The 25,566-nt window shown below is 64.4% G+C and carries 25 protein-coding genes; 21 read left to right on the top strand and 4 right to left on the bottom strand.

Annotated features, from left to right (window positions below):
• Positions 1 to 126 precede the first annotated feature (126 nt).
• The 4 genes from NPS58_RS15410 (at position 127) to NPS58_RS15395 (ending at position 4,817) form a co-directional block, all read left to right on the top strand.
• Positions 127 to 2,427: a fatty acid cis/trans isomerase gene (locus NPS58_RS15410; RefSeq protein WP_274116216.1), complete on the top strand. Its 2,301-nt coding sequence runs from the start codon at positions 127 to 129 to the stop codon at positions 2,425 to 2,427.
• Between the two features lie 111 nt (positions 2,428 to 2,538).
• Positions 2,539 to 3,573 (top strand): acyltransferase family protein, encoded by a 1,035-nt coding sequence (locus NPS58_RS15405; protein WP_274116215.1) that lies wholly within the window; start codon positions 2,539 to 2,541, stop codon positions 3,571 to 3,573.
• Between the two features lie 57 nt (positions 3,574 to 3,630).
• Positions 3,631 to 4,215: a Fe-S biogenesis protein NfuA gene (nfuA, locus tag NPS58_RS15400; protein WP_028941949.1), complete on the top strand. Its 585-nt coding sequence runs from the start codon at positions 3,631 to 3,633 to the stop codon at positions 4,213 to 4,215.
• Positions 4,216 to 4,313: 98 nt separating this feature from the next.
• A complete protein-coding gene (locus tag NPS58_RS15395; RefSeq protein ID WP_274116214.1) occupies positions 4,314 to 4,817 on the top strand; it encodes a VOC family protein in 504 nt (167 codons plus the stop codon).
• A gap of 42 nt (positions 4,818 to 4,859) precedes the next feature.
• Here the strand turns inward: NPS58_RS15395 and NPS58_RS15390 are convergent, their stop codons facing one another.
• A complete protein-coding gene (locus tag NPS58_RS15390; RefSeq protein ID WP_274116213.1) occupies positions 4,860 to 5,732 on the bottom strand; it encodes a LysR substrate-binding domain-containing protein in 873 nt (290 codons plus the stop codon).
• A 113-nt stretch (positions 5,733 to 5,845) separates the two neighbouring features.
• On the opposite strand from NPS58_RS15390, the gene phnD reads away from it, so the two are divergent.
• The 15 genes from phnD to ureG all read left to right on the top strand — a co-directional run bounded on the left by phnD (position 5,846) and on the right by ureG (position 18,711).
• Complete coding sequence (gene phnD / locus NPS58_RS15385) at positions 5,846 to 6,715, top strand: phosphonate ABC transporter substrate-binding protein (RefSeq protein ID WP_274116212.1); 870 nt, start codon at positions 5,846 to 5,848, stop codon at positions 6,713 to 6,715.
• Positions 6,712 to 7,509: a phosphonate ABC transporter ATP-binding protein gene (phnC, locus tag NPS58_RS15380; protein ID WP_274116211.1), complete on the top strand. Its 798-nt coding sequence runs from the start codon at positions 6,712 to 6,714 to the stop codon at positions 7,507 to 7,509. The genes phnD and phnC overlap by 4 nt, the downstream gene beginning before the upstream one ends.
• The gene (gene phnE, locus NPS58_RS15375; RefSeq protein ID WP_274116210.1) at positions 7,509 to 8,333 is read left to right on the top strand and encodes a phosphonate ABC transporter, permease protein PhnE; all 825 of its coding nucleotides are present in this window, start codon (positions 7,509 to 7,511) and stop codon (positions 8,331 to 8,333) included. Before phnC ends, phnE begins: the two co-directional genes overlap by 1 nt.
• Positions 8,334 to 8,556: 223 nt before the next feature.
• The gene (gene psrA / locus NPS58_RS15370) at positions 8,557 to 9,648 is read left to right on the top strand and encodes an iron-containing alcohol dehydrogenase PsrA (RefSeq protein WP_274116209.1); all 1,092 of its coding nucleotides are present in this window, start codon (positions 8,557 to 8,559) and stop codon (positions 9,646 to 9,648) included.
• Positions 9,649 to 9,765: 117 nt separating this feature from the next.
• A complete protein-coding gene (locus tag NPS58_RS15365; RefSeq protein WP_274116208.1) occupies positions 9,766 to 11,061 on the top strand; it encodes an MFS transporter in 1,296 nt (431 codons plus the stop codon).
• A gap of 41 nt (positions 11,062 to 11,102) precedes the next feature.
• A complete protein-coding gene (locus NPS58_RS15360) occupies positions 11,103 to 11,975 on the top strand; it encodes a LysR substrate-binding domain-containing protein (protein WP_274116207.1) in 873 nt (290 codons plus the stop codon).
• An 81-nt stretch (positions 11,976 to 12,056) separates the two neighbouring features.
• A complete protein-coding gene (gene phnX / locus NPS58_RS15355; protein WP_274116206.1) occupies positions 12,057 to 12,884 on the top strand; it encodes a phosphonoacetaldehyde hydrolase in 828 nt (275 codons plus the stop codon).
• 286 nt (positions 12,885 to 13,170) lie between these two features.
• Positions 13,171 to 14,004, top strand: a complete 834-nt coding sequence (locus NPS58_RS15350) for an urease accessory protein UreD (RefSeq protein ID WP_274116205.1) — start codon at positions 13,171 to 13,173, stop codon at positions 14,002 to 14,004.
• Positions 14,005 to 14,013: 9 nt separating this feature from the next.
• Positions 14,014 to 14,316 carry an urease subunit gamma gene (locus NPS58_RS15345; protein ID WP_274116204.1) on the top strand — a complete coding sequence of 101 codons (303 nt, stop codon included), beginning with the start codon at positions 14,014 to 14,016 and terminating at the stop codon, positions 14,314 to 14,316.
• Positions 14,317 to 14,325: 9 nt separating this feature from the next.
• Positions 14,326 to 14,643 carry an urease subunit beta gene (locus NPS58_RS15340; RefSeq protein ID WP_274116203.1) on the top strand — a complete coding sequence of 106 codons (318 nt, stop codon included), beginning with the start codon at positions 14,326 to 14,328 and terminating at the stop codon, positions 14,641 to 14,643.
• Positions 14,640 to 16,343, top strand: coding sequence for an urease subunit alpha (gene ureC / locus NPS58_RS15335; protein ID WP_274116202.1), 1,704 nt, complete (start codon positions 14,640 to 14,642; stop codon positions 16,341 to 16,343). The genes NPS58_RS15340 and ureC overlap by 4 nt, the downstream gene beginning before the upstream one ends.
• 10 nt (positions 16,344 to 16,353) lie before the next feature.
• Positions 16,354 to 16,833 carry an urease accessory protein UreE gene (gene ureE / locus NPS58_RS15330; protein ID WP_274116201.1) on the top strand — a complete coding sequence of 160 codons (480 nt, stop codon included), beginning with the start codon at positions 16,354 to 16,356 and terminating at the stop codon, positions 16,831 to 16,833.
• A 21-nt stretch (positions 16,834 to 16,854) separates the two neighbouring features.
• Entirely contained in the window at positions 16,855 to 17,400 is a 546-nt protein-coding gene (locus NPS58_RS15325; protein ID WP_274116200.1) for a HupE/UreJ family protein, read from the top strand.
• Entirely contained in the window at positions 17,400 to 18,074 is a 675-nt protein-coding gene (locus tag NPS58_RS15320; RefSeq protein WP_274116199.1) for an urease accessory protein UreF, read from the top strand. Before NPS58_RS15325 ends, NPS58_RS15320 begins: the two co-directional genes overlap by 1 nt.
• A 10-nt stretch (positions 18,075 to 18,084) precedes the next feature.
• Positions 18,085 to 18,711: an urease accessory protein UreG gene (gene ureG, locus NPS58_RS15315; RefSeq protein WP_274116198.1), complete on the top strand. Its 627-nt coding sequence runs from the start codon at positions 18,085 to 18,087 to the stop codon at positions 18,709 to 18,711.
• A 12-nt stretch (positions 18,712 to 18,723) separates the two neighbouring features.
• On the opposite strand, the gene NPS58_RS15310 is transcribed toward ureG, so the two are convergent.
• Positions 18,724 to 20,949, bottom strand: a complete 2,226-nt coding sequence (locus NPS58_RS15310) for a C1 family peptidase (RefSeq protein WP_274116197.1) — start codon at positions 20,947 to 20,949, stop codon at positions 18,724 to 18,726.
• Between the two features lie 74 nt (positions 20,950 to 21,023).
• Entirely contained in the window at positions 21,024 to 22,076 is a 1,053-nt protein-coding gene (locus NPS58_RS15305; protein ID WP_274116196.1) for an NAD(P)-dependent alcohol dehydrogenase, read from the bottom strand.
• A 183-nt stretch (positions 22,077 to 22,259) separates the two neighbouring features.
• On the opposite strand from NPS58_RS15305, the gene NPS58_RS15300 reads away from it, so the two are divergent.
• Positions 22,260 to 23,153: an AraC family transcriptional regulator gene (locus NPS58_RS15300; RefSeq protein ID WP_274116195.1), complete on the top strand. Its 894-nt coding sequence runs from the start codon at positions 22,260 to 22,262 to the stop codon at positions 23,151 to 23,153.
• A gap of 61 nt (positions 23,154 to 23,214) precedes the next feature.
• Here NPS58_RS15300 and NPS58_RS15295 read toward each other — a convergent pair whose 3' ends face one another.
• The gene (locus NPS58_RS15295) at positions 23,215 to 23,538 is read right to left on the bottom strand and encodes a cupin domain-containing protein (RefSeq protein WP_274116194.1); all 324 of its coding nucleotides are present in this window, start codon (positions 23,536 to 23,538) and stop codon (positions 23,215 to 23,217) included.
• 73 nt (positions 23,539 to 23,611) lie between these two features.
• On the opposite strand from NPS58_RS15295, the gene NPS58_RS15290 reads away from it, so the two are divergent.
• The gene (locus NPS58_RS15290) at positions 23,612 to 25,516 is read left to right on the top strand and encodes a M14 family metallopeptidase (RefSeq protein ID WP_274116193.1); all 1,905 of its coding nucleotides are present in this window, start codon (positions 23,612 to 23,614) and stop codon (positions 25,514 to 25,516) included.
• Positions 25,517 to 25,566 lie beyond the last annotated feature (50 nt).

Genomic DNA, 25,566 nt, shown 5'->3' with positions numbered 1-25,566 from the left:
TGCGGAATAATAACAAAGCTGCGCGGTTTTTAGACGTGTCGAAGGTTTACATGAATTTCATTCATGTTGGCACGCCGCCAGCACCGGTAGAATCGTGAAGCTTTCAATACCCAGGACATTCGGCACATGGTGCATCGTTTACTTGCCGGCGCTTTCGCCCTGTTCATCAGTGGCGTGGCGCTAGGGCAAGCCCCTCAATCGAGCCCGGCTATTTCATATACCCGGGACATCCAACCGATCTTCACCGAGAAATGCGTAGCCTGCCACGCCTGCAACGACGCAGCCTGCCAGCTCAACCTGGGCAGTGCCGAAGGCGCCTCGCGCGGGGCCTCGAAGGTACCCGTGTACCAGGGCGACCGAAGCACGGCCGTCGCCCCCACGCGATTGTTCTACGACGCCCAGGGTACGGACGCCTGGCAGCGCAAGGGCTTTTATTCGGTACTCGACAACCAGGGCAGCCAGGCCGCGCTGATGGCGCGGATGCTCGAGCTGGGCCACAAGACGCCGCTGACGCCCAACGCCAAGCTGCCTGAAGAAATCGTCCTGGGCCTGAACCGCAACAACATGTGCCCACAGCCGGGCGAGTTCGACGCCTACGCCGGCGCCCACCCCAAGGAGGGCATGCCGCTGGCGGTCACCGGCCTGACCGATGCCGAATACCAGACCCTGCAACGCTGGCTTGCCGCCGGCGCCCCGGTGGAACACGCGCCGATTCAGCCAAGCGCCAGCGAGGCCGCGCAGATCGCCGACTGGGAAGCGCTGCTCAACCGTCCGGGGTCCACCGAGGCTTTGGTCGGCCGCTGGCTCTACGAGCATTTGTTCCTGGCCCACATCCACTTTGTGGGCGGCGAGCGCGGGCACTTCTTCCAGTGGGTGCGCTCACGCACACCGAGCGGCCAGCCGATCGACCTGATCGCCACGCGCCGGCCCAACGATCCTCCCGGCACCGACTTCTATTACCGCTTGATGCCGGTGCAGGGCGTGATCGTGCATAAGACCCACATCACCTACCCAATGGGCCCGCAGAAGCTCAAGCGCGTCAAGCAGCTGTTCTACAGCGGCGACTGGCACGCCAACGCACTGCCGGGCTATGGCCCGCGCCACCGCGCCAACCCCTTCGAAACCTTCGAAGCGATTCCGGCCGTGGCCCGCTACCAGTTCATGCTCGATAACGCCGAGTACTTCGTGCGCACCTTCATCCGTGGCCCGGTGTGCCGCGGCCAGATCGCCACCGATGTGATCCGCGACCAGTTCTGGGCATTGTTCCAGGAGCCGGCCCACGACCGCTACGTGACCGATGCCGAGTACCGTGGCCAGGCCACGCCGCTGCTGGCGATGCCCGGCCAGATCGACGATGTGGGCAGCATCATCAGCCTCTGGCATGCCTACCGCGACAAGCGCAACGAGTATGAAAGCCTGCGCCGCGACACCTATGCCGACATGCCGCCGCCGAGCTGGTCGACCCTGTGGGCCGGCAACGACAATGCGCTGCTGACCATCTTCCGTCACTTCGACAGCGCCTCGGTGACCAAGGGCCTGATCGGCGATGTGCCCAAAACCCTCTGGTTGTTCGACTACCCGCTGTTCGAACGTACCTACTACCAGCTGGCGGTCAACTTCGACGTGTACGGCAACGTCTCGCACCAGGCGCAGACGCGCTTGTACTTCGACCTGATCCGCAATGGCGCCGAGGTCAACTTCCTGCGCCTGATGCCGGCCGCGCAGCGTGGGGCGATTCTCAGCGACTGGTACCAGAACAGCGGCAAGGTGAAGATGTGGCTGGACTACGAGGACATCGACACCGACACCCCGACGGCCTTGCAGCTGGCTGCCAATGATCCCAAGCGCGACTTCGGCCTGAAGTTGATCCAGCGCACCGGCAGCCTCAATGCCGCGCCCGACCCGATCAACCGCTGCATGGGCGCCTATTGCTCTCGCCCGGAAATGAGCCAGGAGTTTCGTGGCGTCGAGCAGGCCCTGAGCCGCCTGGTATCGCGCCCTGCCGCGGGCCTGAAGGTGATCGGCCAGATGCCCGAGGCGACGATGCTGCGCATCGAGGGGCAGGGCGGCCAGCGCCAGGTCTACAGCCTGATGCGCAACCGGGCCCACAGCAACGTGGCGTTCATGCTGGGCGAGGCCTACCGCTATCAACCGGGCCTGGACACCCTGACCCTGTATCCGGGCGTGCTCAGCAGCTACCCGAACTTCATGTTCAACATCCCGGCCAGCGATGTGCCGGAGTTTGTCGAAGACATGGAAGCGGCGCGCGACGACACCGCGAAGTTCGAGCGTATTGTCATGCGCTGGGGCGTACGCCGCAGCCATCCGCAGTTCTGGCAGTACTTCCATGACCTGAGCAGCTACATCCAGGAGACCGATCCGGTGGAAGCGGGCGTGCTCGACATGAACCGCTACGAGAACCTCTGAGCATCACCGCCGGGAAGGTCGGTTGACCTTTCCCGGCCTCCTGCGGTCCCACCTTGCAAGCGGCTCCGGTTCCGGCCGGGGCTTGGGTGGGATTCACAAGCAGGTGTCCGGATGCTGTTTTCGCTTCAAGCCTTGAGGGCGCTCGCCGCCTGGGTGGTGGTGTGTCACCACTTCATGCAGATCTTCTTCGACTTCCATGCCAGTGGTCCCATTGGCCAGTTCCTCACCGATCGAGGCGCCGTGGGAGTGGACATCTTCTTTGTCATCAGCGGCATGGTGATTTACCTCTCGACCCGCGACAAGGCCATCGCCCCGCAGCGCTTCCTGCTCAACCGGGCGCTGCGCATAGTACCGGCCTACTGGTTCTACACCGCGCTGATGGGCCTGTTATTGCTCACCGCGCGCCAGTGGATGCCGCACCAGGCCATCGACCTCGAGCACTTCGTGTTGTCGCTGCTGTTCATTCCGGCAGAGAACCCCGGCGGTTATGGCCAGTACCCCACACTCAACGTCGGCTGGACCCTGAACTACGAAATGTTCTTCTACCTGCTGTTCTCGCTGGTGTTCCTGGTGCGCCAGCAACACCGGGTACTGTTGGTGGCCGCCGCCTTGCTGCTGGTCAGCGAGGTGTTGACCCGGGCCGGACTGCTCAATCATTTCTATCGCAACAACATCGTCTACGAGTTTCTCCTGGGCATCGGCATCGGCGTGCTGTACCGGCGTGGCTGGATCGCTCAAGGACTGTGGCGGCCCCTGGCGATGCTGGCGACGGCGGCGGTGGCGATACACTTTCTCGATGCCTCGCGCCGCCTTCTGCACTGGGGCCTGCCCAGCGCCTTGATCGTGCTGGCCTGTGTGTCGCTGGAGCCGTACTTCAAGGGCAACCGCTTGCTCAAGGCGCTGGGTGACAGCTCCTATTCGGTGTACCTGGTGCATGTGCTGGTGCTGTACGGAGGCTGGTTCGCCAGCCAGCGCCTGGGGTTGAGCCCGTACACGGTGTTTGCCCTGTGTGTGCCCTTGATCGCCGGATTGTCCTGGGGCAGTTACCTGCTGCTGGAAAAGCGCCTGTACCGGCGCTTGAGCGACTGGTTCGCCCCACCTCTGGGGGCGCCGGTGCCTGTAACGCTTTCCCGACAAAATTACTAGGACTTTGTTCGGCGCCAAGGTTGGCGTAAACTGCCGGCAAGTCTGTGAGGAACTTCCATGAGCGCCATAACTATTACCGACGCCGCGCATGATTACCTGGCCGATCTGCTGTCCAAGCAGAACACCCCGGGTATTGGCATTCGCATCTTTATCACCCAACCAGGTACCACCTACGCCGAGACTTGCATTGCCTACTGCAAGCCGGGCGAAGAAAAGCCGGAAGACACCGCCGTGGGCCTGGCCAGCTTCACTGCCTACCTGGACGCGGTCAGCGTGCCGTTCCTTGAGGACGCCGTGGTCGACTACGCCACCGATCGCATGGGTGGCCAACTGACCATCAAGGCGCCGAACGCCAAGGTGCCGATGGTCAACGAAGACAGCCCGATCAACGAGCGCATCAACTATTACCTGCAAACCGAGATCAACCCCGGTCTGGCCAGCCACGGCGGCCAGGTCAGCCTGATCGAAGTGGTCGAGGACGGCATCGCCGTGCTGCAGTTCGGCGGCGGCTGCCAGGGCTGCGGCCAGGCCGACGTCACCTTGAAGGAAGGTATCGAGCGGACCTTGCTCGAACGTATTCCCGAGCTCAAGGGCGTGCGCGATGTGACTGACCACAGTCAGAAAGAGAACGCTTACTACTAAGGGCCTTCTTTTGCCTGGGTGGCCCTTCGCGGGGCAAGCCCGCTCCTACCGGTAGGAGCGGGCTTGCCCCGCGTTTCCGTTCAATCAGGAGGCCACGCATGCAACGCATCCAGACCATCACCCCATGCCTGTGGTTCGACCACCAGGCCGAGCAGGCCGTGCGGTTCTATATCCAGACCTTCGGCGGCTCTTCCAGAATCCTCAGCACCAGCTATTACAGCGATGTCGGCAGCGAAATCCACGGCCGCCCGGCGGGCTCTGTCATGGCCATTTCCTTCGAACTCGACGGCCAGCAGTTCAGCGCCCTCAACGGCGGCCCGCACTTCACCTTCAACGAAGCCATCTCGCTGCAGATCAATTGCCAGAGCCAGGCAGAAATCGACCATTACTGGAACACCCTCGGCGCCGACGGCGACCCGCAGGCGCAGGTCTGTGGCTGGCTCAAGGACCGTTATGGCCTGAGCTGGCAGGTGGTACCGGTGCGCTTGTTCGAGATGATCGAGGACGAAGACCCGGGCAAGGCAGGGCGGGTCATGGCGGCGATGCTGCAGATGAAAAAGATGGACCTCGCCGAACTTGAGCGCGCCTACGAGGGCGACTGAATCAGCGCCGGGACGCACGAAATGGATCCCGGTGCAGCAATCTCATGCGCAGTCTTCCCGCGGGCTCACCAGATCGAGAAACGACGAGATCACCTGGCTGTTGCGCCGCTCGGCCAGGCAGTACAGGTAGGTTTCGGTATGCACCGGGTCGCCCTGCAAGCGGATGGTCTTGATCCGGGCATCGGCGATGAACTCCGCCTCCGACACCGCACCTACGCCGATCCCGCGGATCACCGCCTCGCGCAGGGCTTCGCGGCTGCCGATTTCCATCACCACCCGCGGCGTCACCTCATGCTCTACCAGGGCTCTTTCCAGGGCCAGGCGCGTGGTGGAGCCGCTTTCGCGGTGCAGCAGGGGTTGGCCTTGCAGAGCCTGCAAGGGGATTTCATCGAAGCGCGCCAGAGGGTGGTCGACATTGGCAAACAGCACCACCGGGTGGCGGGCATACAACTGCGCGCTGAAGGCCGGGTCTTCATGCAGGCCCGCCAGCACCCCCACGTCCGTCACATAGTGCTCCAGCTCTGCCAGCACCGTGGCCGAGTTGCCGACCTTGATCGACAGGTCGATCTGCGGGTACTGGTGGCGGTAGGCATCGACCATCTCGATGACATGAAAGGGCCCGACCGCGCCGATCTTCAGTTGGCCCCGGTTGAGCTTGCCGGAGTCGCGCAGCAGGTTGAACGCCTCGAGCTCCAGCATGCCCAGTTGCTGGGCGATGGGCAGCAACTGGCGACCGACCACGGTCAGCTCGATGCGCCGCCCCCGGCGGTGGAACAACTCGACGTTGTAGTCACGCTCCAGGGCCTGGATCTGGGTGGTCACGGTCGGCTGGCTCAAGCCCAGGGCGCGGGCGCCGGCGCTGAAGCTGCCCTGGCGGGCGACGGCAAGGAAGGTGCGCAACTTTGTGGTGGACATCCATAGCTTCCATCAATGGTTTTGCGGGAAAACGCATAGTGAATTGAAGCTGTGACTGTCACGTGACACTCCTAGTGTGGAGTGACCTTAAACAACACCGCAGGACACTCCCCATGAACCCGTTCGCCAAACTGCTGCGTTTGACCGGCTTTGCCCTGTTGCCCTTGCTGGCCTGTACCCAGGCTTCGGCGCAATCGTCGTTGAGCATCGGCCTGATTCCCTCCGAAGACTCCCAGGCCATGATCGAGAGCAGCAAGCAGGTACTGGCGGACCTGGAGCGCCAGCTCGGCATGCCGGTCAAGCCGTTCGTGGCCACTGACTACAATGGCGTGATCGAAGCACTGCGCTCGGGCAAGCTCGACGTCGCCTACCTGGGCCCGTTCTCGTACGTACTGGCGCACCAGGTGGCCGGTGTCGATGCCTTCGCCGTGGCGGTGACCAAGAAGACCGGCAAGAGCGCCTACCGCAGCCAGATCCTGGCGCGCAAGGACAGCGGCATCAAGCAGTTGAGCGACTTGAAGGGCCACACCTTCGCCTTTGTCGACCCAAGCTCGGCCTCTGGCCATCTGTTTCCCAAGGCGGGCCTGGAAGCGGCAGGCTATGTGCCTGACCAGGTGTTTTCCCGGGTGATTTTCTCCGGCTCCCACGACGCCAGCATCCTGGCCGTGGCCAATCGCAAGGTCGATGCGGCGGCCGTGGCCGATCGTATCTATGCCTCCGCCTTGGCCCAGGGGCATATCAAGCCGGACGACTTGCAGATTGTCTGGTCGTCATCCGACATTCCCGAGTCGCCGATGGTCTGGCGCCAGAACCTGGACCCGGCCCTCAAGCAGAAAATCGCCGCTGCCATGGCCAATATCAAAGACGTGCCATGGGGCGACCAGGGCCAACTCAACGGCTTCCAGCCAACCACAGACGCCGCCTATGACGTGGTGCGCGAAACCGCCAAGGTCCTCGATCTCGACCTGCGGAGCATGAAATGATCCGCGTGCGCAGCCTGGCCAAGGACTACGCCGACAACGCGGTGCTCAAGGGCATCGACCTGGATATCGGCGCCGGCGAATTCGTGGTGGTGCTGGGCCAGTCCGGTGCCGGCAAGTCGACCCTGCTGCGCTGCATGAATCGCTTGGCCCAGGCCGACAGCGGCGAGTTGCAGATTGCCGGTATCGACGCCATGCGCGCAGGTCAGCAACGCGAGTTGCGCCGGCAGGTGGCGATGATCTTTCAGCACCACAACGTGGTGCCGCGCTTGTCGGTGCTCAAGAACGTGCTGACCGGGCGCCTGGGTTCGGTGTCGACCCTGGCTTCGCTGTTACAGCTGTTCAGCCGCAGCGATGTGGCACTGGCGCTCAATTGCCTGGAACAGGTCGATCTGCAGCACAAGGCCAGCGCTCGCACCGACTCGCTCTCGGGTGGGCAGATGCAACGGGTCGGCATTGCCCGCGCCCTGGCCCAGAGGCCCAAGGTAATCCTGGCCGACGAACCGGTCGCCAGCCTTGACCCCAAGACCGCCCGACGGGTGATGCAGTACCTGCGCGATGCCACCCGCGAGCTGGGTATCACCGTGGTGTGCAACCTGCACCAGGTGGACCTGGCCCGTGAGTTCGGCGACCGCATCGTCGGCCTGGCCCATGGCCGGCTGGTGTTCGACAGCCAGCGCGAGGCGCTCGACGAAGCCTGCCTGCAACGTATCTACCCGCAGGCCGAGCGCCAGTCCGATGCCAGCCAGGCCCTGCTGGCGGTGCCCTGCATGCAGATCGGTGGAGGGATCGCCTGATGAACCAGCAACCTACGCAGTACCAGTGGCTGGTCAACACCCCCGACACCCCGCGTGGCTGGATCGTCACCGGCGCCTGGGTGCTGCTGGCGGTGACATTGCTGCACTGGAGCGCCCAGGGCACCCAGTTGAGCTGGAGCGAATTGAGCAATGGCCTGCCGCAGATCGGCGACTTTCTGGCCCGCTCGATGCCGCCTGACCTGAGCATTCTGCCGCGGTTGTGGCTGCCGGCCGTCGAGACCTTGCAGATCGCCCTGTGGGGCACCTTGCTCGGTATCGTCTTTGCCGTTCCGCTGGCGTTCCTCGCGGCGCGCAACCTGCAGGGCAATCGCTGGCTGTATGCCGGCACCCGGCAAACCCTGAACGTGATCCGCAGCATCAACGAGCTGATCCTGGCCTTGGTGTTCGTCTCGGCGGTGGGCCTTGGGCCATTCCCGGGCGTGCTGGCCCTTGCGCTGCATGGGGTGGGCATGCTCGGCAAGTTCTTTGCCGACAGCATCGAAGAGATCGACCAGGGGCCGATCGAGGCCTTGCAAGCGACCGGCGCCCGGCCATTGCAGGTGATCGTGTTTGGCGTGATCCCCCAGGTGATTACCGCCTGGATCGCCGTGGTGCTGTACCGCTTCGAGGTCAACCTGCGATCGGCGACGGTGCTGGGCATGGTCGGGGCAGGGGGGCTGGGGTTTGAACTGGTCAGCAGCCTGAAGCTGTTCAAGTACCAGGAAACCGCTACCTGCATCATCGTCATCACCCTGATGGTGGTGGCCGCCGACCTGGTTTCCAGCCGCTTGCGCCGTCGCATCCAGGGCGACAGTCGCCACTGATTCACCCCTCGCTTTTCTATCTATCTCGTCTGGCGAGCCAGGGCGCGACACGGCCCGGCTTCGCCCGCGATGTACCGTTTTGACTGGAGTCGACGTTGTGCAACGGGTTACTGCCATTTCTGTTATCGGTTCAGCCAATGCAAGCCTTGAATCAATCGATTTGAGCCAAAGCGCAGCGGCCATGACTATGTCCCCAGCCAAAACAACAACAAAGGGAACCGCCATGCCTGCCTATTTCCATAACCCGGTGGCCACATGCTTCGGCAGCGGCAGCCTCAGCCGCATCAGCGACCTGACTGCGGGTCAACAGGTCGCCCTGGTGACCTTTCCCGAGGCTCGCGCCCTGGGCCTGGTCGACCAGGTCCAGACCCTGCTGGGCGAGCGCCTGTGCTACGTGATCGAAGATGTACAACCCAACCCGGACGTGGCGCAACTGCGCACCACCTACGAGCGATTCTGGGCCGAGGCCGGCGATTGCCATACCGTCATCGCCCTGGGCGGCGGCAGCGCCATCGATACCGCCAAGGCGCTGATCGTCGGTACCGAATCGGGGCAGTTCGATGAGCTGCTGCAACTGCTGGCCCTCGGTCAACCGTTCACGCCCGCTCGCAGCAAGGCCCTGATCGCTGCCCCCACCACCGCCGGGACCGGCAGCGAGGTCACCCCGTGGGCGACCATCTGGGACAGCGCCGCCCAGAAGAAGTACTCCCTGCACCTGGATTGCACCTGGCCGAAGGCGGCCATCGTCGATCCCGACCTGATGCTCACCGTACCGGCCGGGGTGACGGTGTCCACCGGCCTGGACGCACTGTCCCATGCCCTCGAGGCAATCTGGAACGTCAACGCCAATCCGCTCTCCGATACCTTCGCGGTGTCGGCCATCGAAGACATCCTCGACTGCCTGCCGCAACTGCAGCGCGACCTGGGCAACCGTGAGCTGCGCGCGCGCATGGCGCTGGCCGCGCTCAAGGCCGGCATGGCGTTCTCCAACACCAAGACGGCCCTGGCACACTCCATTTCCTATGAAATGACCCTGCGCCACGGCGTGCCCCACGGCATTGCCTGCTCCTTCTCCCTGCCGCTGGTACTGGGCCTTGCCTGGGGCCGCGACGGCGGCCGCGACCGTACCTTGCAGCGGGTGTTCGGCCCGGACCTGGAGCAGGCGCGCTCGCGCTTGCGAACCTTCCTGCACAGCCTCGGGGTCAAGACCGACTTCGCCGACTATGGCGTCGATGCCGATGAGGCCAAGGCGATGATCGCCCATGCCCTGCAGGGCGCCCGGGGCAAGAACTTCATCGGCGCCGACGCCGCCTGAAGGTCGCTTCCCAACGTTGTGGGCACCCTGTAGGGTCGCTCTGTTTCCTGTTGCACCAACCAAGAGTGCCGTGACGCGGGCCGTGGCTCGCGCTAGCGAACAAGAAAGGAAATCATCATGAATCGTGCCGAAAGTCTGTCCGGTCTGGCTGTCCCTGCATCACCGTTTCGCACCGCGCAATGGCGCATGTTGCTGGCGGCGATGTTCTGCTATCTGTTTTTCTACACCGGCAGGCAAACCTTCGGGTTTGCCATTCCGGGCATCCAGGCCGAATTCGGCCTGAGCAAGGAAACCCTCGGCTGGGCGTCCACTGCCATGCTCTGGGCCTATGCCATCGGCCAGGCCATCAACGGCAACCTGGCGGACAAGTTCGGCGGGCGGCGGATCATGAGCCTGGGCGCGGTGCTCTCGTGTGCGGCGAACTGGGTGACCAGCTTTGCCGGCGGGTTCATGAGCCTGATCCTGCCCTGGGGCGTGAACGGTTACTTCCAGGCCCTGGGCTGGGCGCCAGGCAGTCGCTTGCTGTCGAACTGGTGGAGCGCCGGCGAGCGTGGCCGGGTGTATGGCTTTTATGTGTTCGCTGCCGGGTGCGCCTCGGTGCTGTCGTACGTCACCTCCGTGGTGGTGCTGGAGGTGCTGCACCTGGAGTGGCGCTGGATCTTCCGCCTGCCGGTGCTGCTGATGCTCGCCGGTGGCATCGTGTTTTACCTGGTGGCCCGCGAGCGGCCACAGGACATGGGCTTCAAGCCCCTGGACGACACCGGTGTGGCCAACGCCGAAGACAAGGGCCATGAGGTCGGACACGAAAGCGAAGAGAGCTCGGCCCAGCGCTACAAGGCGGTGCTCAAGAATGTGCGCCTGCTGATTGCCGCGGTGTCCCTGGGTTTTCAGAACGCGGCGCGCTACGGCCTGATCGTCTGGGTACCGGTGCACTTTCTGGGCGCCGACTGGAAGTCGGGCCAGAGCTTCATCGATCCCAAGTGGATCACCGTGGCCTTGCCGGTGGGCATGGCGGTGGGTGCCCTGAGTAACGGCTGGGTCTCGGACAAACTGTTCGGCTCCAAGCGCTACCTGGCGATCATGCTCTACATGTTCCTCGGTGCCCTGACCAGCCTGTGGATGTGGAGCCTGCCAGCCCATAGCACCGTCGGCCTGGTGGCCTTGTTCCTGTGCGGCTTCTTCGTCTACGGCCCGGCCTCGAGCTTCTGGGCGCTGTGCCCGGACCTGGTCGGTGCCAAGCGTGCCGGGACCGCCACCGGGGTGATGAACTTCTCGTCCTACCTGTTCGCCGGCCTGGCCGAGCCACTGATTGGCCGGATGCTCGACACCACAGGCAATACCTCGCTGATCTTCATCGTCGTCACCGCCAGCTGCCTGTGCAGTGCGGTAGTGGCGCTGTTCGTGCGACGTTGATCATCTAACCTAGAACCGACTCCAGGAAGCAGAAGCTGCTCATGTACCAGTACCACAAATGGTTGCGTTCATTTCACGCGGTGGCCAAGACCGGCAGTTTCACCCTGGCCGCCGAGTACCTGAGTGTCGGCCAGCCTACGGTCAGCGAGCAGGTGAGCACCCTGGAGAAAAAATTTTCCGTCGAGCTGTTCCACCGCCGCGGTCGCTACATCGAACTGAGCGCGGCGGGGCACAAGCTGTTTGACATCACCCAGGGGCTGTTCGGCCAGGAGGATGAAGCGGTGCAACTGCTGCAGCGCTTCAGCCAGCGCAAGCAGGGCATGCTGCGCATTGGTGCGGTGTCGCCACCGATTGCCATGAGCCTGACCTACAGCCTGATGCAGCAGTACCCGGACATCGACCTGAACACCTCGTTCACCACCGAGGCGCAGACCCTGGAGCGGCTCTACGCCTTTGATATCGACGTGGCGATCCTGGCGCTGTCGAGCTTCGACCAGCGCTTGAGTACCCACCTGTATCGCACGGTGCCGATCCTCGCGGTGGTGCGCGACGACCACCCCTGGGCCCACCAGGAGCAGGTCAGCGTGCACGAGATCAGTGGCCAGCGCCTGGTATTGCGTGAAGCCGCCTCACGTACTCGGCAACTGGTGGAGGAAGGTTGCCAGCGGTATGGCGTGACCCTGGACTGCGCCATGGAACTCAACAGCCGCGAGGCCATTGTGCATGCGGTGGTGCAGGGCATCGGCATCGGCTTTGTCGCCGCCGTGGAGTACGCCGACCGTCCTGGCACCAAGGCGGTGTCGTTTATCGAAGCACCGTTTCATATCAGCTACTACCTGTGTTGCCTGGCGACACGGCGCAACCGTCCGATCATTGCCGAGCTGTTCGACGACTGCGCACCCCCCGGCAGCTAGGCCCGTTCAACCCTGGCCCATCGACAACGCCTTGGCTGCAAGGCGCGGCCGCTCTCATCCCTGAAAAACCGGAGAATCACCATGCACTATCAAAACCCTGAACGCCTGCAAGCGGTCGTCCTGGACTGGGCGGGTACCGTCGTCGACTTCGGCTCGTTTGCGCCCACCCAGATCTTCGTCGAAGCCTTTGCCGAGTTTGGTGTTGCCGTGTCGCTGGAGGAAGCCCGAGGCCCGATGGGCATGGGCAAGTGGGACCACATCCGTACCTTGTGCGACCTGCCGCAAATTGCCGAGCGCTATCGCCTGGTGTTCGGTCGCAACCCCAGCGACGACGACGTCACCGCCATCTACAACCGTTTCATGCCGCTGCAAATCGAGAAAATCGCCGAACATTCGGCGTTGATCCCGGGGGCCTTGCAGGCCATTGCGCAACTGCGCGAGCAAGGCCTGAAGATCGGTTCGTGCTCGGGTTATCCGAAGGTGGTGATGGATAAAGTCGTCGAACTGGCCGAGCGCAATGGCTACGTCGCCGACCATGTGGTGGCCACCGACCAAACCCCCAATGGCCGCCCGTGGCCGGCCCAGGCCCTGGCCAACGTTATCGCCCTGGGCATCGACGATGTGGCGGCGTGCGTGAAGGTCGACGATACCTGGCCGGGCATCCTGGAGGGGCGCCGTGCGGGCATGTGGACCGTGGCACTGACCTGCTCGGGCAATGCCCTGGGGTTGTCTTATGCAGGCTACAAAGCCTTGCCGCTGGAGCTCCTTGAGCAGGAGCGTGCGCGGATCGGTCGGATGTTCGAAGGTTCGCGCCCTCATTACCTGATCGACACCATCGCCGAGCTGCCGGCGGTGATCGAAGACATCAACGCGCGGTTGGCGCGGGGAGAGATGCCGCAGGCGCAGTAGGGCTGTTGGGAGCGGGCTTGCCCGGCGAGAGGCCAGTACAGCCTGCACTTTAGGCGTTGCCTGGCCAACGGCCGCTGCGGCCGATCGCGGGCAAGCCCGCTCCCACAGGTTCGGCGTGTCTGGATGATCACCTCAAACCTGCTCCTGCACATCTGGCCCGCTATGTGCTTTGTCCCCTGTATCGATTGCTGATCGATTGGTCAAACCTCGACCGCTGCACCGCAAGAACCGAGGTATGAGCGATCCATCAAGCCGGTCGGACTCCGTATTTACAGGGATCAGATGCATGACGCTTGCCCAACCACTGGACCTCACTGCCCACAGCCCCGGCTGGAGCGCCGAGCTGATGCTGCACTTCGTGCGCAGGGGGCAGAAGACCTGTATTGGTGCGCGGCGACATTTTGGTCCTCTTTTGGTGCAGCGTCCGTTCTACCCCGAGGGCGCTCCGTGCCACGTTTATGTGCTGCACCCGCCCGGCGGGGTGGTCGGTGGCGACAAATTGGTGCTCGATGTGCACCTCGCCGCCGGCAGCCATGCGCTGCTGACCATGCCCGGGGCCACCAAGTTCTACCGCAGCAACGGCCAGACCTCGACCCTCAACCAGCACTTTCACCTCGCCGCCGACAGCGTGCTGGAGTGGCTGCCCCAGGGCAGCATCTGCTTTCCCGGCGCCCGCGTGCGCCTTGAAAACCGCTTCAGCCTGGAGCCCGGCGCGCGCCTGCTGGCCTGGGAAACCCTGTGCCTGGGCCGCCCGGTGATGAGCGAACCTTTCAGTCACGGGGCCCTGGACAGCCGCCTGCAAATCGACCTGCCCGACGACCCCGGCCTGCACGAACGCCTGCGCATCGAAGGCGGCCAGCTGCAGAAGCTCGGCGGCTACCCGCTACAGGCCACCTTCTGCGCCTACCCGGCCAGCGAGGCCTTGCTCGAGCACACCCGTACGCTGATCCACGACCTGGCCATGCCGGCCGGGGCGACCTTGCTCGGCCAACTGCTGGTGGTGCGCCTGCTGGACCACGACAACCAACGCCTGCAACTCACCCTGCAGCGGATCTGGCATGCCCTGCGACCCCAGGTGGTCGGCCTGGCGCCATGCCCGCCGCGCATCTGGGCCACTTGAGAGAACGCCATGGAGCTGACCCCGAGAGAGAAAGACAAACTGTTGTTGTTCACCGCCGCCTTGCTCGCCGAGCGCCGGTTGGCCCGCGGCCTGAAACTCAACTATCCGGAAGCGGTGGCGCTGATCAGCGCCACGGTGATGGAGGGTGCCCGTGACGGGCGTACCGTCGCCGAGCTGATGAACCTGGGCCGCGAAGTACTGAGTCGCGACCAGGTGATGGAAGGGGTGAGCGAGATGATTCCCGACGTCCAGGTAGAGGCGACCTTTCCCGACGGCACCAAGCTTGTGACCGTGCATGACCCGATTGTCTAGGAGCGCAGGATGATTCCCGGAGAAGTACAGGTCGCCGACGGCGACATCGAGCTCAATGTGGGCTACACGCGGGTCAGCGTCACCGTGGCCAATCACGGCGACCGGCCGGTGCAGGTCGGTTCGCACTACCACTTCCATGAGGTCAACGACTGCCTGGTGTTCGACCGCGAGGCCACCCTGGGCTGTCGCCTGGACATCGCCGCCGGCACCGCGGTGCGTTTCGAGCCGGGCCAGGCGCGCACCGTGACCCTGGTGCCCTACGCTGGCAAGCGCGAGGTGTACGGCTTTCAGGGCAAGGTCATGGGCAAGCTGGAGGTGCACGGATGAGCCGGATTTCCCGACGCGCCTATGCCGACATGTTCGGCCCCACCGTAGGTGATCGCGTGCGCCTGGCCGACACCGAGTTGTGGGTGGAGGTGGAAAAGGACTTCACGGTCTACGGCGAGGAGGTCAAGTTCGGTGGCGGCAAGGTGATCCGCGACGGCATGGGCCAGGGCCAGATGCTCGCGGCAAAGGCCATGGACCTGGTGTTGACCAATGCCCTGGTCATCGATCACTGGGGTATCGTCAAGGCTGACATCGGCATCAAGAACGGACGCATCTTCGGCGTCGGCAAGGCCGGCAATCCCGATGTGCAGCCCGGCGTCACCTTGCCGATCGGCCCGGCCACCGAAGTGATCGCCGCCGAGGGCAAGATTGTCACGGCAGGCGGCATCGACTCGCACATCCATTTCATTTGCCCGCAACAGGTGGAGGAGGCTCTGACCTCCGGCATCACCACCTTCATCGGCGGCGGCACCGGGCCGGCCACCGGCACCAATGCCACCACCTGCACCTCCGGGCCCTGGTACCTGGCGCGCATGCTCCAGGCCGCCGATGAGCTGCCGATCAATATCGGCCTGCTCGGCAAGGGCAACGCCTCGCAGCCTGAGGCGTTGCGCGAGCAGATCCATGCCGGTGCGGTGGGCTTGAAGCTGCACGAAGACTGGGGCTCGACCCCGGCCGCCATCGACTGCTGCCTGGGCGTGGCCGAAGAGCTGGACGTGCAGGTGGCCATTCACACCGACACCCTCAACGAGTCCGGCTGTGTCGAAGACACCCTGGCGGCCATCGGCGACCGCACCATCCATACCTTCCACACCGAAGGTGCCGGGGGCGGTCATGCACCCGACATCATCCGCGCCGCCGCCTTTGCCAACGTGCTGCCATCGTCCACCAACCCGACCTTGCCCTACACCATCAACACGGTCGACGAACACCTGGACATGCTCATGGTCTGCCACCACCTGGACCCGAGCATCGCCGAAGACGTGGCCTTTGCCGAGTCGCGCATTCGCCGCGAGACCATTGCCGCCGAAGACATCCTCCACGACATCGGTGCCTTCTCCATGACTTCGTCCGACTCCCAGGCAATGGGTCGGGTCGGCGAGGTGGTGCTGCGCACCTGGCAGGTCGCCGACCAAATGAAGCGTCGTCGCGGGCCACTGGCCCCGGACACCCGCTACAGCGACAACTTTCGGGTCAAGCGCTTCATCGCCAAGTACACCATCAACCCGGCACTGACCCACGGCATCGCCCACGAAGTGGGCTCGGTGGAGGCCGGCAAGCTGGCCGACCTGGTGCTCTGGGCGCCGGCGTTCTTCGGGGTCAAGCCTGCGCTGGTGATCAAGGGCGGGATGATCGCGATGGCGCCCATGGGCGATATCAACGGCTCGATCCCGACCCCGCAGCCGGTGCACTACCGGCCGATGTTCGGCGCCCTGGGTGCGGCGCGCAATGCCACGCGCATGACCTTCCTGTCGCGCGCGGCGGTGGATCGTGGCGTTCACCAGGAACTGGGCTTGCGCAGCCTGATCGGCGTGGCCAGCGGCTGTCGCACGGTGCGCAAGGGCGACATGGTCCACAACGGCTTGCTGCCGGTGATCGAGGTGGACTCGCAAACCTACGAGGTGCGCGCCAACGGCGAGCTGCTGGTGTGCGAACCGGCCACGGTGCTGCCGATGGCGCAACGTTATTTTCTGTTCTGAAGGAGCGAACATGATTCTTTTGACCCGTCGGGTAGCGGACGCCGAGCACGTCAGTGGCACCGTCACCTTGAGTGTGGATACCCGCATCAAGAGCCGTGTGCGTGTCACGTTGGACGACGGTCGTGAGGCCGGGCTGTTCCTGGAGCGTGGCCAGTTGCTGCGTGGCGGCGAACTGCTGGCGACAGAGCAGGGCGGCGAGGTCGTGCGGGTGCTGGCGGCAGCCGAGCAGGTATCGACCGTGCGCTGCGCCGACCCCTTGCTGCTGGCGCGAGCCAGCTACCACCTGGGCAACCGCCATGTGCCGCTGCAGATCGAAGCCGATTTTGTGCGTTACCAGCATGACCATGTTCTGGACGAGATGGTCCGCGGCCTGGGCCTGCAGGTCACGGTGGAGCAGGCACCGTTCGAGCCCGAGGCTGGCGCGTACCAGAGCGCGCCGCACAGCCATGCCCACAACGACCATCCCTTCGTGCGCATCGCGCAACACTGATTCTTATACGGAGATACCCCGATGAAAACCTTCCTGGCCCTTGCCCTGCTGCTGTTCGCGGTCCCTGTGCTTGCCCATCCGGGGCACGATGCCAACCCGTTGCAGGACGGCTTGCTGCACCCGCTCACAGGCCTTGACCATCTGCTGATGCTGTTGGGCACCGGCGTGCTCGCCGCCTTGACCGGCCGGACCCTGGCGCTGCCGTTGCTGACCCTCGCGGCGATGTTCGGCGGTGCCTTGCTGGGCCATGTGTTTGGCGGGGTGATCGGCATGGAGCAGATGATCATCGGCTCGTTGCTGGTCGCCGCGGGCGCCTTGTTGCTGCCGCGTCGCCAAGTGCTGCTGGCCCTGGCCATGCCGGTGTTCGCCCTGTTCCATGGCTGGGCCCACGGCGTTGAGGCCAGCCCCGGTGCGTTCTGGATGTTCAGCGCAGGCTTTGTCAGCGTCAGCGGCCTGCTGTTGCTGGCAGGTTTTGCCGGCGGTTGCCTGCTGCGTCGCCACACCGGCCTGCAAAAAGCCTGCGGCGGTGGTTTGCTGGCCGGGGCCGCATTGGTACTGGCCGGCTGATGAACAGCGACTTGAAGCTGCTGCGCCTGCTGCAGCTGGCCAGCCCCAACTTGCCGGTGGGCGGCTTTACCTATTCGCAAGGACTGGAGTGGGCCGTCGAGGCCGGTTGGGTAAAGGGCGCCGACGGCTTTGGCCAGTGGCAGCGGCAACAGTTGCACGACACCCTAGGCTGCCTCGACTGGCCCGTGCTGGCGCGCCTCTACCAGGCGTGCCGCGATGACGATGCGCCGGCGTTCGCAGGCTGGAGCCAGTTCTTGCTGGCCAACCGTGAAACCGCCGAACTGCGCCTGGAAGAGCGCCAGCGTGGCATGGCCCTGGCCCGGCTGCTCGATGGCTGGCAGCTGTGCCAGGCGCCAGCGTGGCGGTCGAGCCTGGCCCTGAGCCAGCTCGGTGGCATGGCCTGGCTGGGCGCGCACTGGGATATCCCGCTGCGCGACCTGGCCCTGGGCCTTGGCTTCACCTGGCTTGAAGGGGCCGTGATGGCCGGGGTCAAGCTGGTGCCGTTCGGTCAGCAGGCGGCGCAGACCCTGTTGCGTGACCTGTGCGCCGAGCTGCCTGCGGTGCTTGAGCGTGCCCTTGAACTAGCCGATGACCAGCTCGGTGGCGGCCTGCCGCTGCTGGCGATTGCCTCGGCGCGTCACGAAACCCAATACACCCGATTGTTCCGATCCTGAGGAAAGCCCCATGCAAAGCTACCAGCAACCCCTGCGCGTCGGTGTCGGCGGCCCGGTCGGTTCCGGCAAGACCGCGCTGCTCGAAGCCCTGTGCAAGGCCATGCGCGATCACTATGAAATCGCCGTGGTGACCAACGACATCTACACCAAGGAAGACCAGCGCATCCTCACCGAAGCCGGTGCCCTGGCTCCGGAGCGCATCGTCGGCGTGGAAACCGGCGGCTGCCCGCACACCGCCATTCGCGAAGATGCCTCGATGAACCTGGCGGCGGTGGAGGAGCTGGCGCGCACCTTCGGCAACCTCGACGTGATCTTCGTCGAGAGTGGTGGCGATAACCTGAGCGCCACGTTCAGCCCGGAGCTGGCCGACCTTACCGTGTACGTGATCGATGTGGCCGAAGGGGAGAAGATCCCGCGCAAGGGCGGGCCGGGCATTACCAAGTCGGATTTGCTGGTGATCAACAAGATCGACCTGGCGCCCTATGTGGGCGCCTCCCTCGAGGTGATGGAAAAGGACACCCAGCGCATGCGCCCGGAGCGTCCCTGGACCTTCACCAACCTCAAGACCGGGCAGGGGCTGCAGCGGGTCATCGACTTCATTGTCGAGCGCGGGATGCTCAAGGCCGTCAAAGGCTGACGGCCTGCAGGCTCAATAGTCCAGCCACTCCAAGGGGCCGATAAGCTGCTTGCCGAGGATGCGCATGAGCACGAAGGTGAGCACTTCAATGTTGTTGTCGAAGGAGCCGTGGGTCGAGGGTATCTGTTGGCCGTCACGGGTGTTCCTCACCCGGGGCGACTGCCAGATACGCAACCGGTCGGGCTTGGTCGGCCAGTTCGCCAGCCATGTCTGAATGGCGGGCAGGGTGCTGGCATCCCATTGGTCCCGGTCGTTGGCAAAGCGCTTGTCCAGCGCGCGCGCCATGCCCAGCAGGGGTTGCTTGCGCACATCCTCCAGGGCGCGCGACACCAGGTACAGCAGCGACTTGCCATAGGCGGCGACCCCAGGCGTCGGCAGGCCGTCATCCTTTTCATTGTCATCGCTCAGCACATCGAGCCAGAGTTGATCCAGGCTCAACACGCCATTGGCATGGGCCTTGAGGTAATGCTCCAGGGCAAAGCCGGTGGAGCAGGCGGCGGCAAACAGCTCGCAACTCTGCACCTTGAGCGGTTGTGTCGTGTTCCTGCCCAGCAGGTCGAGCAGATGGCCGAGCAGGATCGACCCTGCGGAATGACCCACCAGGTGCAGCTCAAGTTTTGCACCTCGGGCCTGCAGGTCCGCGGACAGCGCCTGCAAGGCCCGGCTGACCAGGTCCAGGCCATGGCCGGGCTGGCTGCTGTCACGGGCGTTGCTGCGCATCTGCGACCAGATCCCGGTGCCCAGCACATGGGCGAGGGCCTCGATGGCGCGGTCCTTGGCCTCCGACGCCAGGTCCCCCACGCCGCTGACACGAGCATCGGTGCCGAACAGTTTGCGCAGCCAGTCCTCGGCCATGTCGGCCAGGGTTTCGCCCGGACCGGTCTTCCAGGTCATGAACAGCGGGTAGATGCCATTGGCCAGAAAATACGGCGCCAGCACCCGGATGCGCTGGATCGACTCATCTTCATTGTTCAGCCCGCCATGGGCGTACAGCACCATGCGCAACAGCTTTTTCTGCGTTTGTGCCTGCAGCCACGCCATTGGCCGCTCATGCACCACCTCCTTGACCAGCCCGGCGCGGTCCAGCGGGCCACGGGTGAAATCGGTGGGCACGATCTCTCCATCATTGCCGGTCACCAGTGTGAGCTCATAGGCCCGGGGCGTGCTCACCGGCTGGTAGCGGGGTTCGTTGAACGGGTGATCGAAAGGCCAGGGGTCGTCCACCGGATTGCCCGGTACCCGCGCCGAACGGTCAAGACCGGTCAGCGAGCGTCCGGAGCCGACGCGAAAGGCCGAGGCCACTTGATTGCGCAACCCCGACATGCCGGGCCTGGCATTGCCTGGGGCCAATAGCTGTTGCGGCACACCCAGTGCGCAGGCCCAGGCATCGGTGCCATGAATCACCCAGTCTTCATACGGTAACACGGCAAAGCCCGAACGCCCCCAGCGGGTGCCCCACGAGTTCTGGATCACGAAGCCGCGCTGGTCGTAGCCGACAATTGCAAAGGCATGGCCACCCAGCGCGCCGGGCGATTGCGCAGGCGGTATGACCGGCAGGCTGTCGAGGTTCTTCGGTACGGCGGTGGCGCGCTTGTGCATGAGGCTTTCCCAGCCGTCATGCACGGATGCCGAGACGTACACCGCGCCAATGTTCAGTATCGCCGCCTGCAGGTCGACCACGGCATTGCTGTCGACGCGGTAGTACACGCCCAGTGGCCGCCTGGCGGCGTCGGTATCCCAGCGCGGCAGTGGGCGGATGAACCCCTGGGTCGAAAATGGCCACAGTGTTTCAGTGCACACCCCGTGCTTGTGCCAGCCCTTGAGCGCGCCCCGGCAACTGGAGCCCTGGTAGTCGTCGCCCGGCCACTCGTCGTAGCGGCGGGCCAGCTCATAGAGCATGCGTGGGCTGACCGATTCGAAGGTGCCCGTGTTGCCCAGTTCAAGGTGTTGGAGCCAGAGCAAGTAGTTGACCACGCAGGCCAGGCCGAACCCGGTGCAGGCGCCCTCGTTGCCTTGATCCAGCACCAGGCCTTGGGCCACATAGCTTTTCAGGTAAATCGCCAGGTCAGTCTGCGGCGGCCAACACGGCGGCAGGGAGCGTAGCGGTGGTGCGTAGGGCAGGTCGCGAAAATCCAGGCGGTCGGGGCGGGCGTCGAACAAACGACCGGGGATCGGGGTGCGGGTGACCGCAGGTTTGGCAGGAGGGGATTTGACGGTGCCGGCTTTGGCTTTGCTCATGGCTGCTTCTCCTTGGAGAAACCCGGTTGGCTGGCAGGGACCTTGAGCGAGCCCCTGCACCTGAAGTTGTTCCTTCAGCCTTTGAGCGTAGCCATATCAATCACAAACCGGTACTTCACATCGCCCGCGATCATCCGGCTGTAGGCTTCGTTGATGTGACGGATGTCGAGCATCTCGATGTCGCAGCGGATGTCGTGCTCGGCACAGAACTCCAGCACCTCCTGGGTTTCGGCGATGCCACCGATCAGCGAGCCGGCCAGCACCCGGCGCTTCATCACCAGGTTGGCGGCGTGCAGGGCGGGGTCTACCGGCTCGATCAGGCCAACCAGAATGTGCACACCGTCGAACTTCAGGGTTTGCAGGTAGGGGTTCAGGTCATGCTGGACCGGGATGGTGTCGAGCAGAAAGTCGAACTGCTCGGCCGCTGCCTGCATCTGCGCAGGGTCGGTGGACACGATCACATGGTCGGCGCCCTGGCGGCGAGCTTCCTCGGCCTTGCTCTGCGAACGGGTGAACAGGGTGACTTCGGCGCCCATCGCCTTGGCGAACTTGATGCCCATGTGGCCCAGGCCACCCATGCCCAGGATGCCCACGCGGTCGCCGGGCTTGACCCCGTAGTGCTTGAGCGGCGAGTAGGTGGTGATCCCGGCGCAGAGGATCGGTGCGGCGCCGGGCAGGTCGAGGGCGGCCGGGATGCGCAGGACGAAACGCTCGCTGACCACGATGCTGTTGGAGTAGCCGCCCATGGTGTTGCTGCCGTCGATACGGTCCGGGGTGGCGTAGGTCATGGTCGGGCCTTCGAGGCAGTACTGCTCGAGATCGGCACGGCAGGCGTCGCAGTGCTGGCACGAATCGACCATGCAACCGACGCCGACGTTGTCGCCGACCCGGTAGCGACTGACCTCGGCGCCCACGGCGGTGACCCTGCCGACGATCTCGTGGCCGGGCATCAGCGGGTACACGGCAATGCCCCATTCGTTGCGAGCCTGGTGGATGTCCGAATGGCAGACGCCACAGTAGAGGATCTCGATGGCCACGTCGTCGGGGCGCAGGGCGCGGCGCTGGAAGGTCATGGGCGCCAGGGGCGCGGTGGCGGATTGGGCGGCGTAACCGATAGCTGTGTACATGGAGGAAACCTCGGTAAAACGTTTAAGCGGGTAAGGCTGCGCATTGTCCGCAGGGGCAGGGGCACTGCCCACCGCCATTCCTCCGCCAGTCATGCCTAAAGCTCCGGATTTGCGTGGAGCTTGCACACAGCGGCCCGCCAAGCTGCGATCATGGCAGTGTCTATTCCTCCGTCCTGGTTTTTCATGCAGCTGACCCGCCACGTTGATGCCAACGCCAACCTTTGCACCCTGATCCGCACCCTTGCCGTGCGTCCGGGCTTCGTCGACACCGCCGTGCCCCAGGTGCAGGTGCTGTCGGCCAGCAACTACGTGGCCAGCAGCCCACAGATCTATGAACCCAGCCTGATGATCCTCGCCCAGGGCAGCAAGCTGGCGCGCCTGGGGCCGCGCACCCTGGAGTACGGGGCGGGGCATTACCTGGTGCAGGCGCTGTCGGTACCGTTCATGTGCGAGACCTTCGCCACCGAACAGGAGCCGCTGCTGGGGGTATCGGTGGCCATCGACCGCATAGTGCTGGGCGAGCTGGTGCAGAGCATGGGGTTGCCGGCGGATCGGGCGATCGCGGCGCAGACGCCAGAATCGATGACGTCGGCGGTGCTCGATGACGCCATGCGTGACAGTGTCGAGCGCTTGTTGCGCTGCTTGCAGGATCCGCTCGACAGTCAGGTGATGGGGGCGGCGCGTGTGCGGGAAGTGTTGTATGTAGCCCTGCGTGGTCCGCAGGCGGGGGTGTTGCGGGCGCTGGTCGAGCAGCAGGGGCATTTCGCCCGTATTGCCGCAGCCCTGGCTCACTTGCGCGAGCACTATGCCGAGCCCCTGAGTGTCGAGGCGTTGGCGAGGTGCGCGAACATGAGTGCTTCGACCTTTCATGAGCATTTCAAGCGCAGTACGTTGCTTTCGCCGATGCAGTACCTCAAGCGCCTGCGCTTGCTCAAGGCCCAGCAGATGCTGATCGGCGAGGGGCTGGGCGTGGCGCAGGTGGCCCACCGGGTGGGGTATCAGAGCACTTCGCAGTTCAGCCGCGAGTACAAGCGCCATTTCGAGCGCAGCCCCGGCGAAGAACAACCCTACTTGTAGAGCGAGCTTGCCCCGCAAGACGATGTGACCGCCAACGTGCTATCGCCGGCCAAGCCCGCTTCTACAGGGTCCAGTGCACTGCCAGCCAGATGGTGGGTTGGGTGCTGTCGGTCCATTCGACCCGGTGGCGGCAATGGGCAGGCAGTTCGAGGCTGTCGCCCGGGCGCAAGTGCCGTTCACTCGCCTCGTGCTCCAGGCGCACGCCTGCCGAGCCGCTGAGGACCACGACCCATTCGCTCTGCGGCTGGTCATACCAGAATCCCGGCGGGCTGGTCTGGCCGAATGAGACGATGCGCTCGATGCGCAGGCCCGGGCGGCTGAGCATGTCGTCGAAGTGTTCCCGGGTGGTGTCGATGGGCAGCGGCTGGAACAGGTTGTCGAGCATGGCGATCAGACCTCTCGTCTGGCTTGGCATTGTGGTTTAAGGTGGCGTCTGCCTCTCATGATAGGGAAACATCATGAAACACCCGCTTCTGCAGCCACTCGTTGCCGCGATGCTGATGAGCGCTGGCTTGCCGGCATTGGCGGCGCTGCCCGGCGCGCCTTCCTACATAGACGATAGCGGCTACCTCGAGGCGGCCAAGCAGCGCATCCTGCCGCCGATGTTCGAACAGGCCCTGGCCAGCACCCGCTACATCGCCAATGCGGATGACCCGCTGATTACCCGGGCCGAGGCCAGCGGCTTCGACCAAACCAGCAACTACGAGGAAACCCGCGCCTACCTGACCAAGCTGGCGGCGGCCTCCGGCGGCAGTATCGTGCTGCACGATCTGCCGGAAAAAAGTGCCGAGGGCCACCCGATGGTGATGGCCATCGCGTCGCTCGAGGTCGACAAATCGCCGGCGGGGCTCAACGATTCGGGCAAGCCGACAATTTTCGTCGAAGCCGAGATTCACCCCGGGGAGGCCAACGGCAAGGACGCCATGTTCATGTTGCTGCGGGACATGGCCACGGGCGACAAACCGCTGGCCGGCCTGCTGGCCAAGGTCAACATCCTGTTCATTCCCACTGTCAACATCGACGGCGACCTGCGCCGCAGTGCCTACGGCCGAATCAACCAGAACGGCCCGCGGGAAACCGGCTGGCGGGTCAATGGGTTGAACTACAACCTCAACCGCGACTTCACCAAGCTCGACAGCGCCGAGATCCGCAACGTTGCCTGGGTGTTCAACACCTATGACCTGAGCTTCTTCGCCGATACCCATTCCACCGACGGCGCCATGTACCCCTACGACAGCTCCTATTGCCATAACGGCAACGGCTGGTCGCCGGCCAGCAGTGCCTGGATGGACACGGTGATGCGCGCGCCGGTGTACCAGGCCCTGGAAGCGGACGGCCATGTGGTGCACGAGTGCATCAGCCTCAACGACAACCAGGACCCGACCCAGGGTTACTACCCGTACCGCACCGACTACGCACGGTTTTCCAACCAGTACGGCGACATTCGCAATGTGCCGTCGATCCTGATCGAGCAGCATGCGCTGCACCCGTACCAGACCCAGGTGCTGGGCAACTACGTGATGCTCAAGAGCATGATCCAGGTGATCGGCGACCAGTCGGCCTCGCTCAGGGAGGCCATCCGCCAGGACCGCGAGCGCCTGGAAACCCAGCAGGAGGTGACCCTCACCTGGAAACCGGGCAAGGCGCAAACCACACCGTTCACCGTGGGTGACTACCGCTACGAGCAGTCGCCGATCACCGGTGCCAAGACCATTGTCTGGAGCAACAAGCCGAAAAAACTCACCGTCCCGGTCACCGGCAACACCGAGCCAGACCTGGTGGTCAAGCGCCCGCAGCAGTACGTGGTGCCGGCCCAGTGGCGCGAGGTGATCGCCCGGCTCAAGGCCCATGGCATCCAGATGACCACCCTGGACAAACCCACCGCCATGGCGGTCACCCTCTACCGCATGGACCAGGTCAAGGTGGCGGGTGGCTTTGAACCCGATCGCAGCCAACCCAACCAGATCCCCGGCTATGAAGGCCGCCTGCCGGTCAGCGGCGTGGGCAAGCCGTTCGAGCGCTTGCAGACCTTTGCGGTGGGCTCGGTGGTGATCGACCTGGACCAGCCGCTGGGCGTGCTGGCGGTCAACTTGCTGTACCCGCAAAGCCCGGATTCGTTCTGGGCCTGGGGCTTCTTCAACTCGACCCTGGTGGTGGCCGAGGAGCCTGAGGAGTACGTGATGGAGCCCATGGCGCGCAAGATGCTCGCCGAGAGCCCGGCGCTCAAGGCCGAGTTCGAGAACAAGCTCAAGGATGACAAGGCGTTTGCCGCCAGCCCCGGTGCGCGCTTGCAGTGGTTCTACCAGCGCACGCCGTTCTATGACGTGAATGCGTTCGTGTATCCGGTCGGGGCGGTCTACTGACTGATCGCGGGGCAAGCCCGCTCCTACCGGAGGAGCGGGCTTGCCCCGCG

This window comes from Pseudomonas putida (assembly GCF_028682455.1).
In the GTDB taxonomy this organism is placed as follows: domain Bacteria; phylum Pseudomonadota; class Gammaproteobacteria; order Pseudomonadales; family Pseudomonadaceae; genus Aquipseudomonas; species Aquipseudomonas putida_AA.
This window is presented reverse-complemented; position numbering and strand designations above follow the sequence as displayed.

Excerpts from the sequence above, each read along its gene's own strand:
- NPS58_RS15320 (WP_274116199.1), top strand. The coding sequence starts at position 17,400 with ATGAACAGCGACTTGAAGCTGCTGCGCCTGCTGCAGCTGGCCAGCCCC.
- psrA (WP_274116209.1), top strand. The coding sequence starts at position 8,557 with ATGCCTGCCTATTTCCATAACCCGGTGGCCACATGCTTCGGCAGCGGC.
- NPS58_RS15295 (WP_274116194.1), bottom strand. The coding sequence starts at position 23,538 with ATGCTCGACAACCTGTTCCAGCCGCTGCCCATCGACACCACCCGGGAA.
- NPS58_RS15360 (WP_274116207.1), top strand. The coding sequence starts at position 11,103 with ATGTACCAGTACCACAAATGGTTGCGTTCATTTCACGCGGTGGCCAAG.
- NPS58_RS15305 (WP_274116196.1), bottom strand. The coding sequence starts at position 22,076 with ATGTACACAGCTATCGGTTACGCCGCCCAATCCGCCACCGCGCCCCTG.
- NPS58_RS15395 (WP_274116214.1), top strand. The coding sequence starts at position 4,314 with ATGCAACGCATCCAGACCATCACCCCATGCCTGTGGTTCGACCACCAG.
- NPS58_RS15365 (WP_274116208.1), top strand. The coding sequence starts at position 9,766 with ATGAATCGTGCCGAAAGTCTGTCCGGTCTGGCTGTCCCTGCATCACCG.
- phnX (WP_274116206.1), top strand. The coding sequence starts at position 12,057 with ATGCACTATCAAAACCCTGAACGCCTGCAAGCGGTCGTCCTGGACTGG.
- ureG (WP_274116198.1), top strand. The coding sequence starts at position 18,085 with ATGCAAAGCTACCAGCAACCCCTGCGCGTCGGTGTCGGCGGCCCGGTC.
- phnD (WP_274116212.1), top strand. The coding sequence starts at position 5,846 with ATGAACCCGTTCGCCAAACTGCTGCGTTTGACCGGCTTTGCCCTGTTG.
- ureC (WP_274116202.1), top strand. The coding sequence starts at position 14,640 with ATGAGCCGGATTTCCCGACGCGCCTATGCCGACATGTTCGGCCCCACC.
- NPS58_RS15350 (WP_274116205.1), top strand. The coding sequence starts at position 13,171 with ATGACGCTTGCCCAACCACTGGACCTCACTGCCCACAGCCCCGGCTGG.
- NPS58_RS15300 (WP_274116195.1), top strand. The coding sequence starts at position 22,260 with ATGCAGCTGACCCGCCACGTTGATGCCAACGCCAACCTTTGCACCCTG.
- nfuA (WP_028941949.1), top strand. The coding sequence starts at position 3,631 with ATGAGCGCCATAACTATTACCGACGCCGCGCATGATTACCTGGCCGAT.
- NPS58_RS15340 (WP_274116203.1), top strand. The coding sequence starts at position 14,326 with ATGATTCCCGGAGAAGTACAGGTCGCCGACGGCGACATCGAGCTCAAT.
- NPS58_RS15410 (WP_274116216.1), top strand. The coding sequence starts at position 127 with ATGGTGCATCGTTTACTTGCCGGCGCTTTCGCCCTGTTCATCAGTGGC.
- NPS58_RS15310 (WP_274116197.1), bottom strand. The coding sequence starts at position 20,949 with ATGAGCAAAGCCAAAGCCGGCACCGTCAAATCCCCTCCTGCCAAACCT.
- phnC (WP_274116211.1), top strand. The coding sequence starts at position 6,712 with ATGATCCGCGTGCGCAGCCTGGCCAAGGACTACGCCGACAACGCGGTG.
- NPS58_RS15325 (WP_274116200.1), top strand. The coding sequence starts at position 16,855 with ATGAAAACCTTCCTGGCCCTTGCCCTGCTGCTGTTCGCGGTCCCTGTG.
- NPS58_RS15290 (WP_274116193.1), top strand. The coding sequence starts at position 23,612 with ATGAAACACCCGCTTCTGCAGCCACTCGTTGCCGCGATGCTGATGAGC.
- NPS58_RS15405 (WP_274116215.1), top strand. The coding sequence starts at position 2,539 with ATGCTGTTTTCGCTTCAAGCCTTGAGGGCGCTCGCCGCCTGGGTGGTG.
- NPS58_RS15390 (WP_274116213.1), bottom strand. The coding sequence starts at position 5,732 with ATGTCCACCACAAAGTTGCGCACCTTCCTTGCCGTCGCCCGCCAGGGC.
- ureE (WP_274116201.1), top strand. The coding sequence starts at position 16,354 with ATGATTCTTTTGACCCGTCGGGTAGCGGACGCCGAGCACGTCAGTGGC.
- NPS58_RS15345 (WP_274116204.1), top strand. The coding sequence starts at position 14,014 with ATGGAGCTGACCCCGAGAGAGAAAGACAAACTGTTGTTGTTCACCGCC.
- phnE (WP_274116210.1), top strand. The coding sequence starts at position 7,509 with ATGAACCAGCAACCTACGCAGTACCAGTGGCTGGTCAACACCCCCGAC.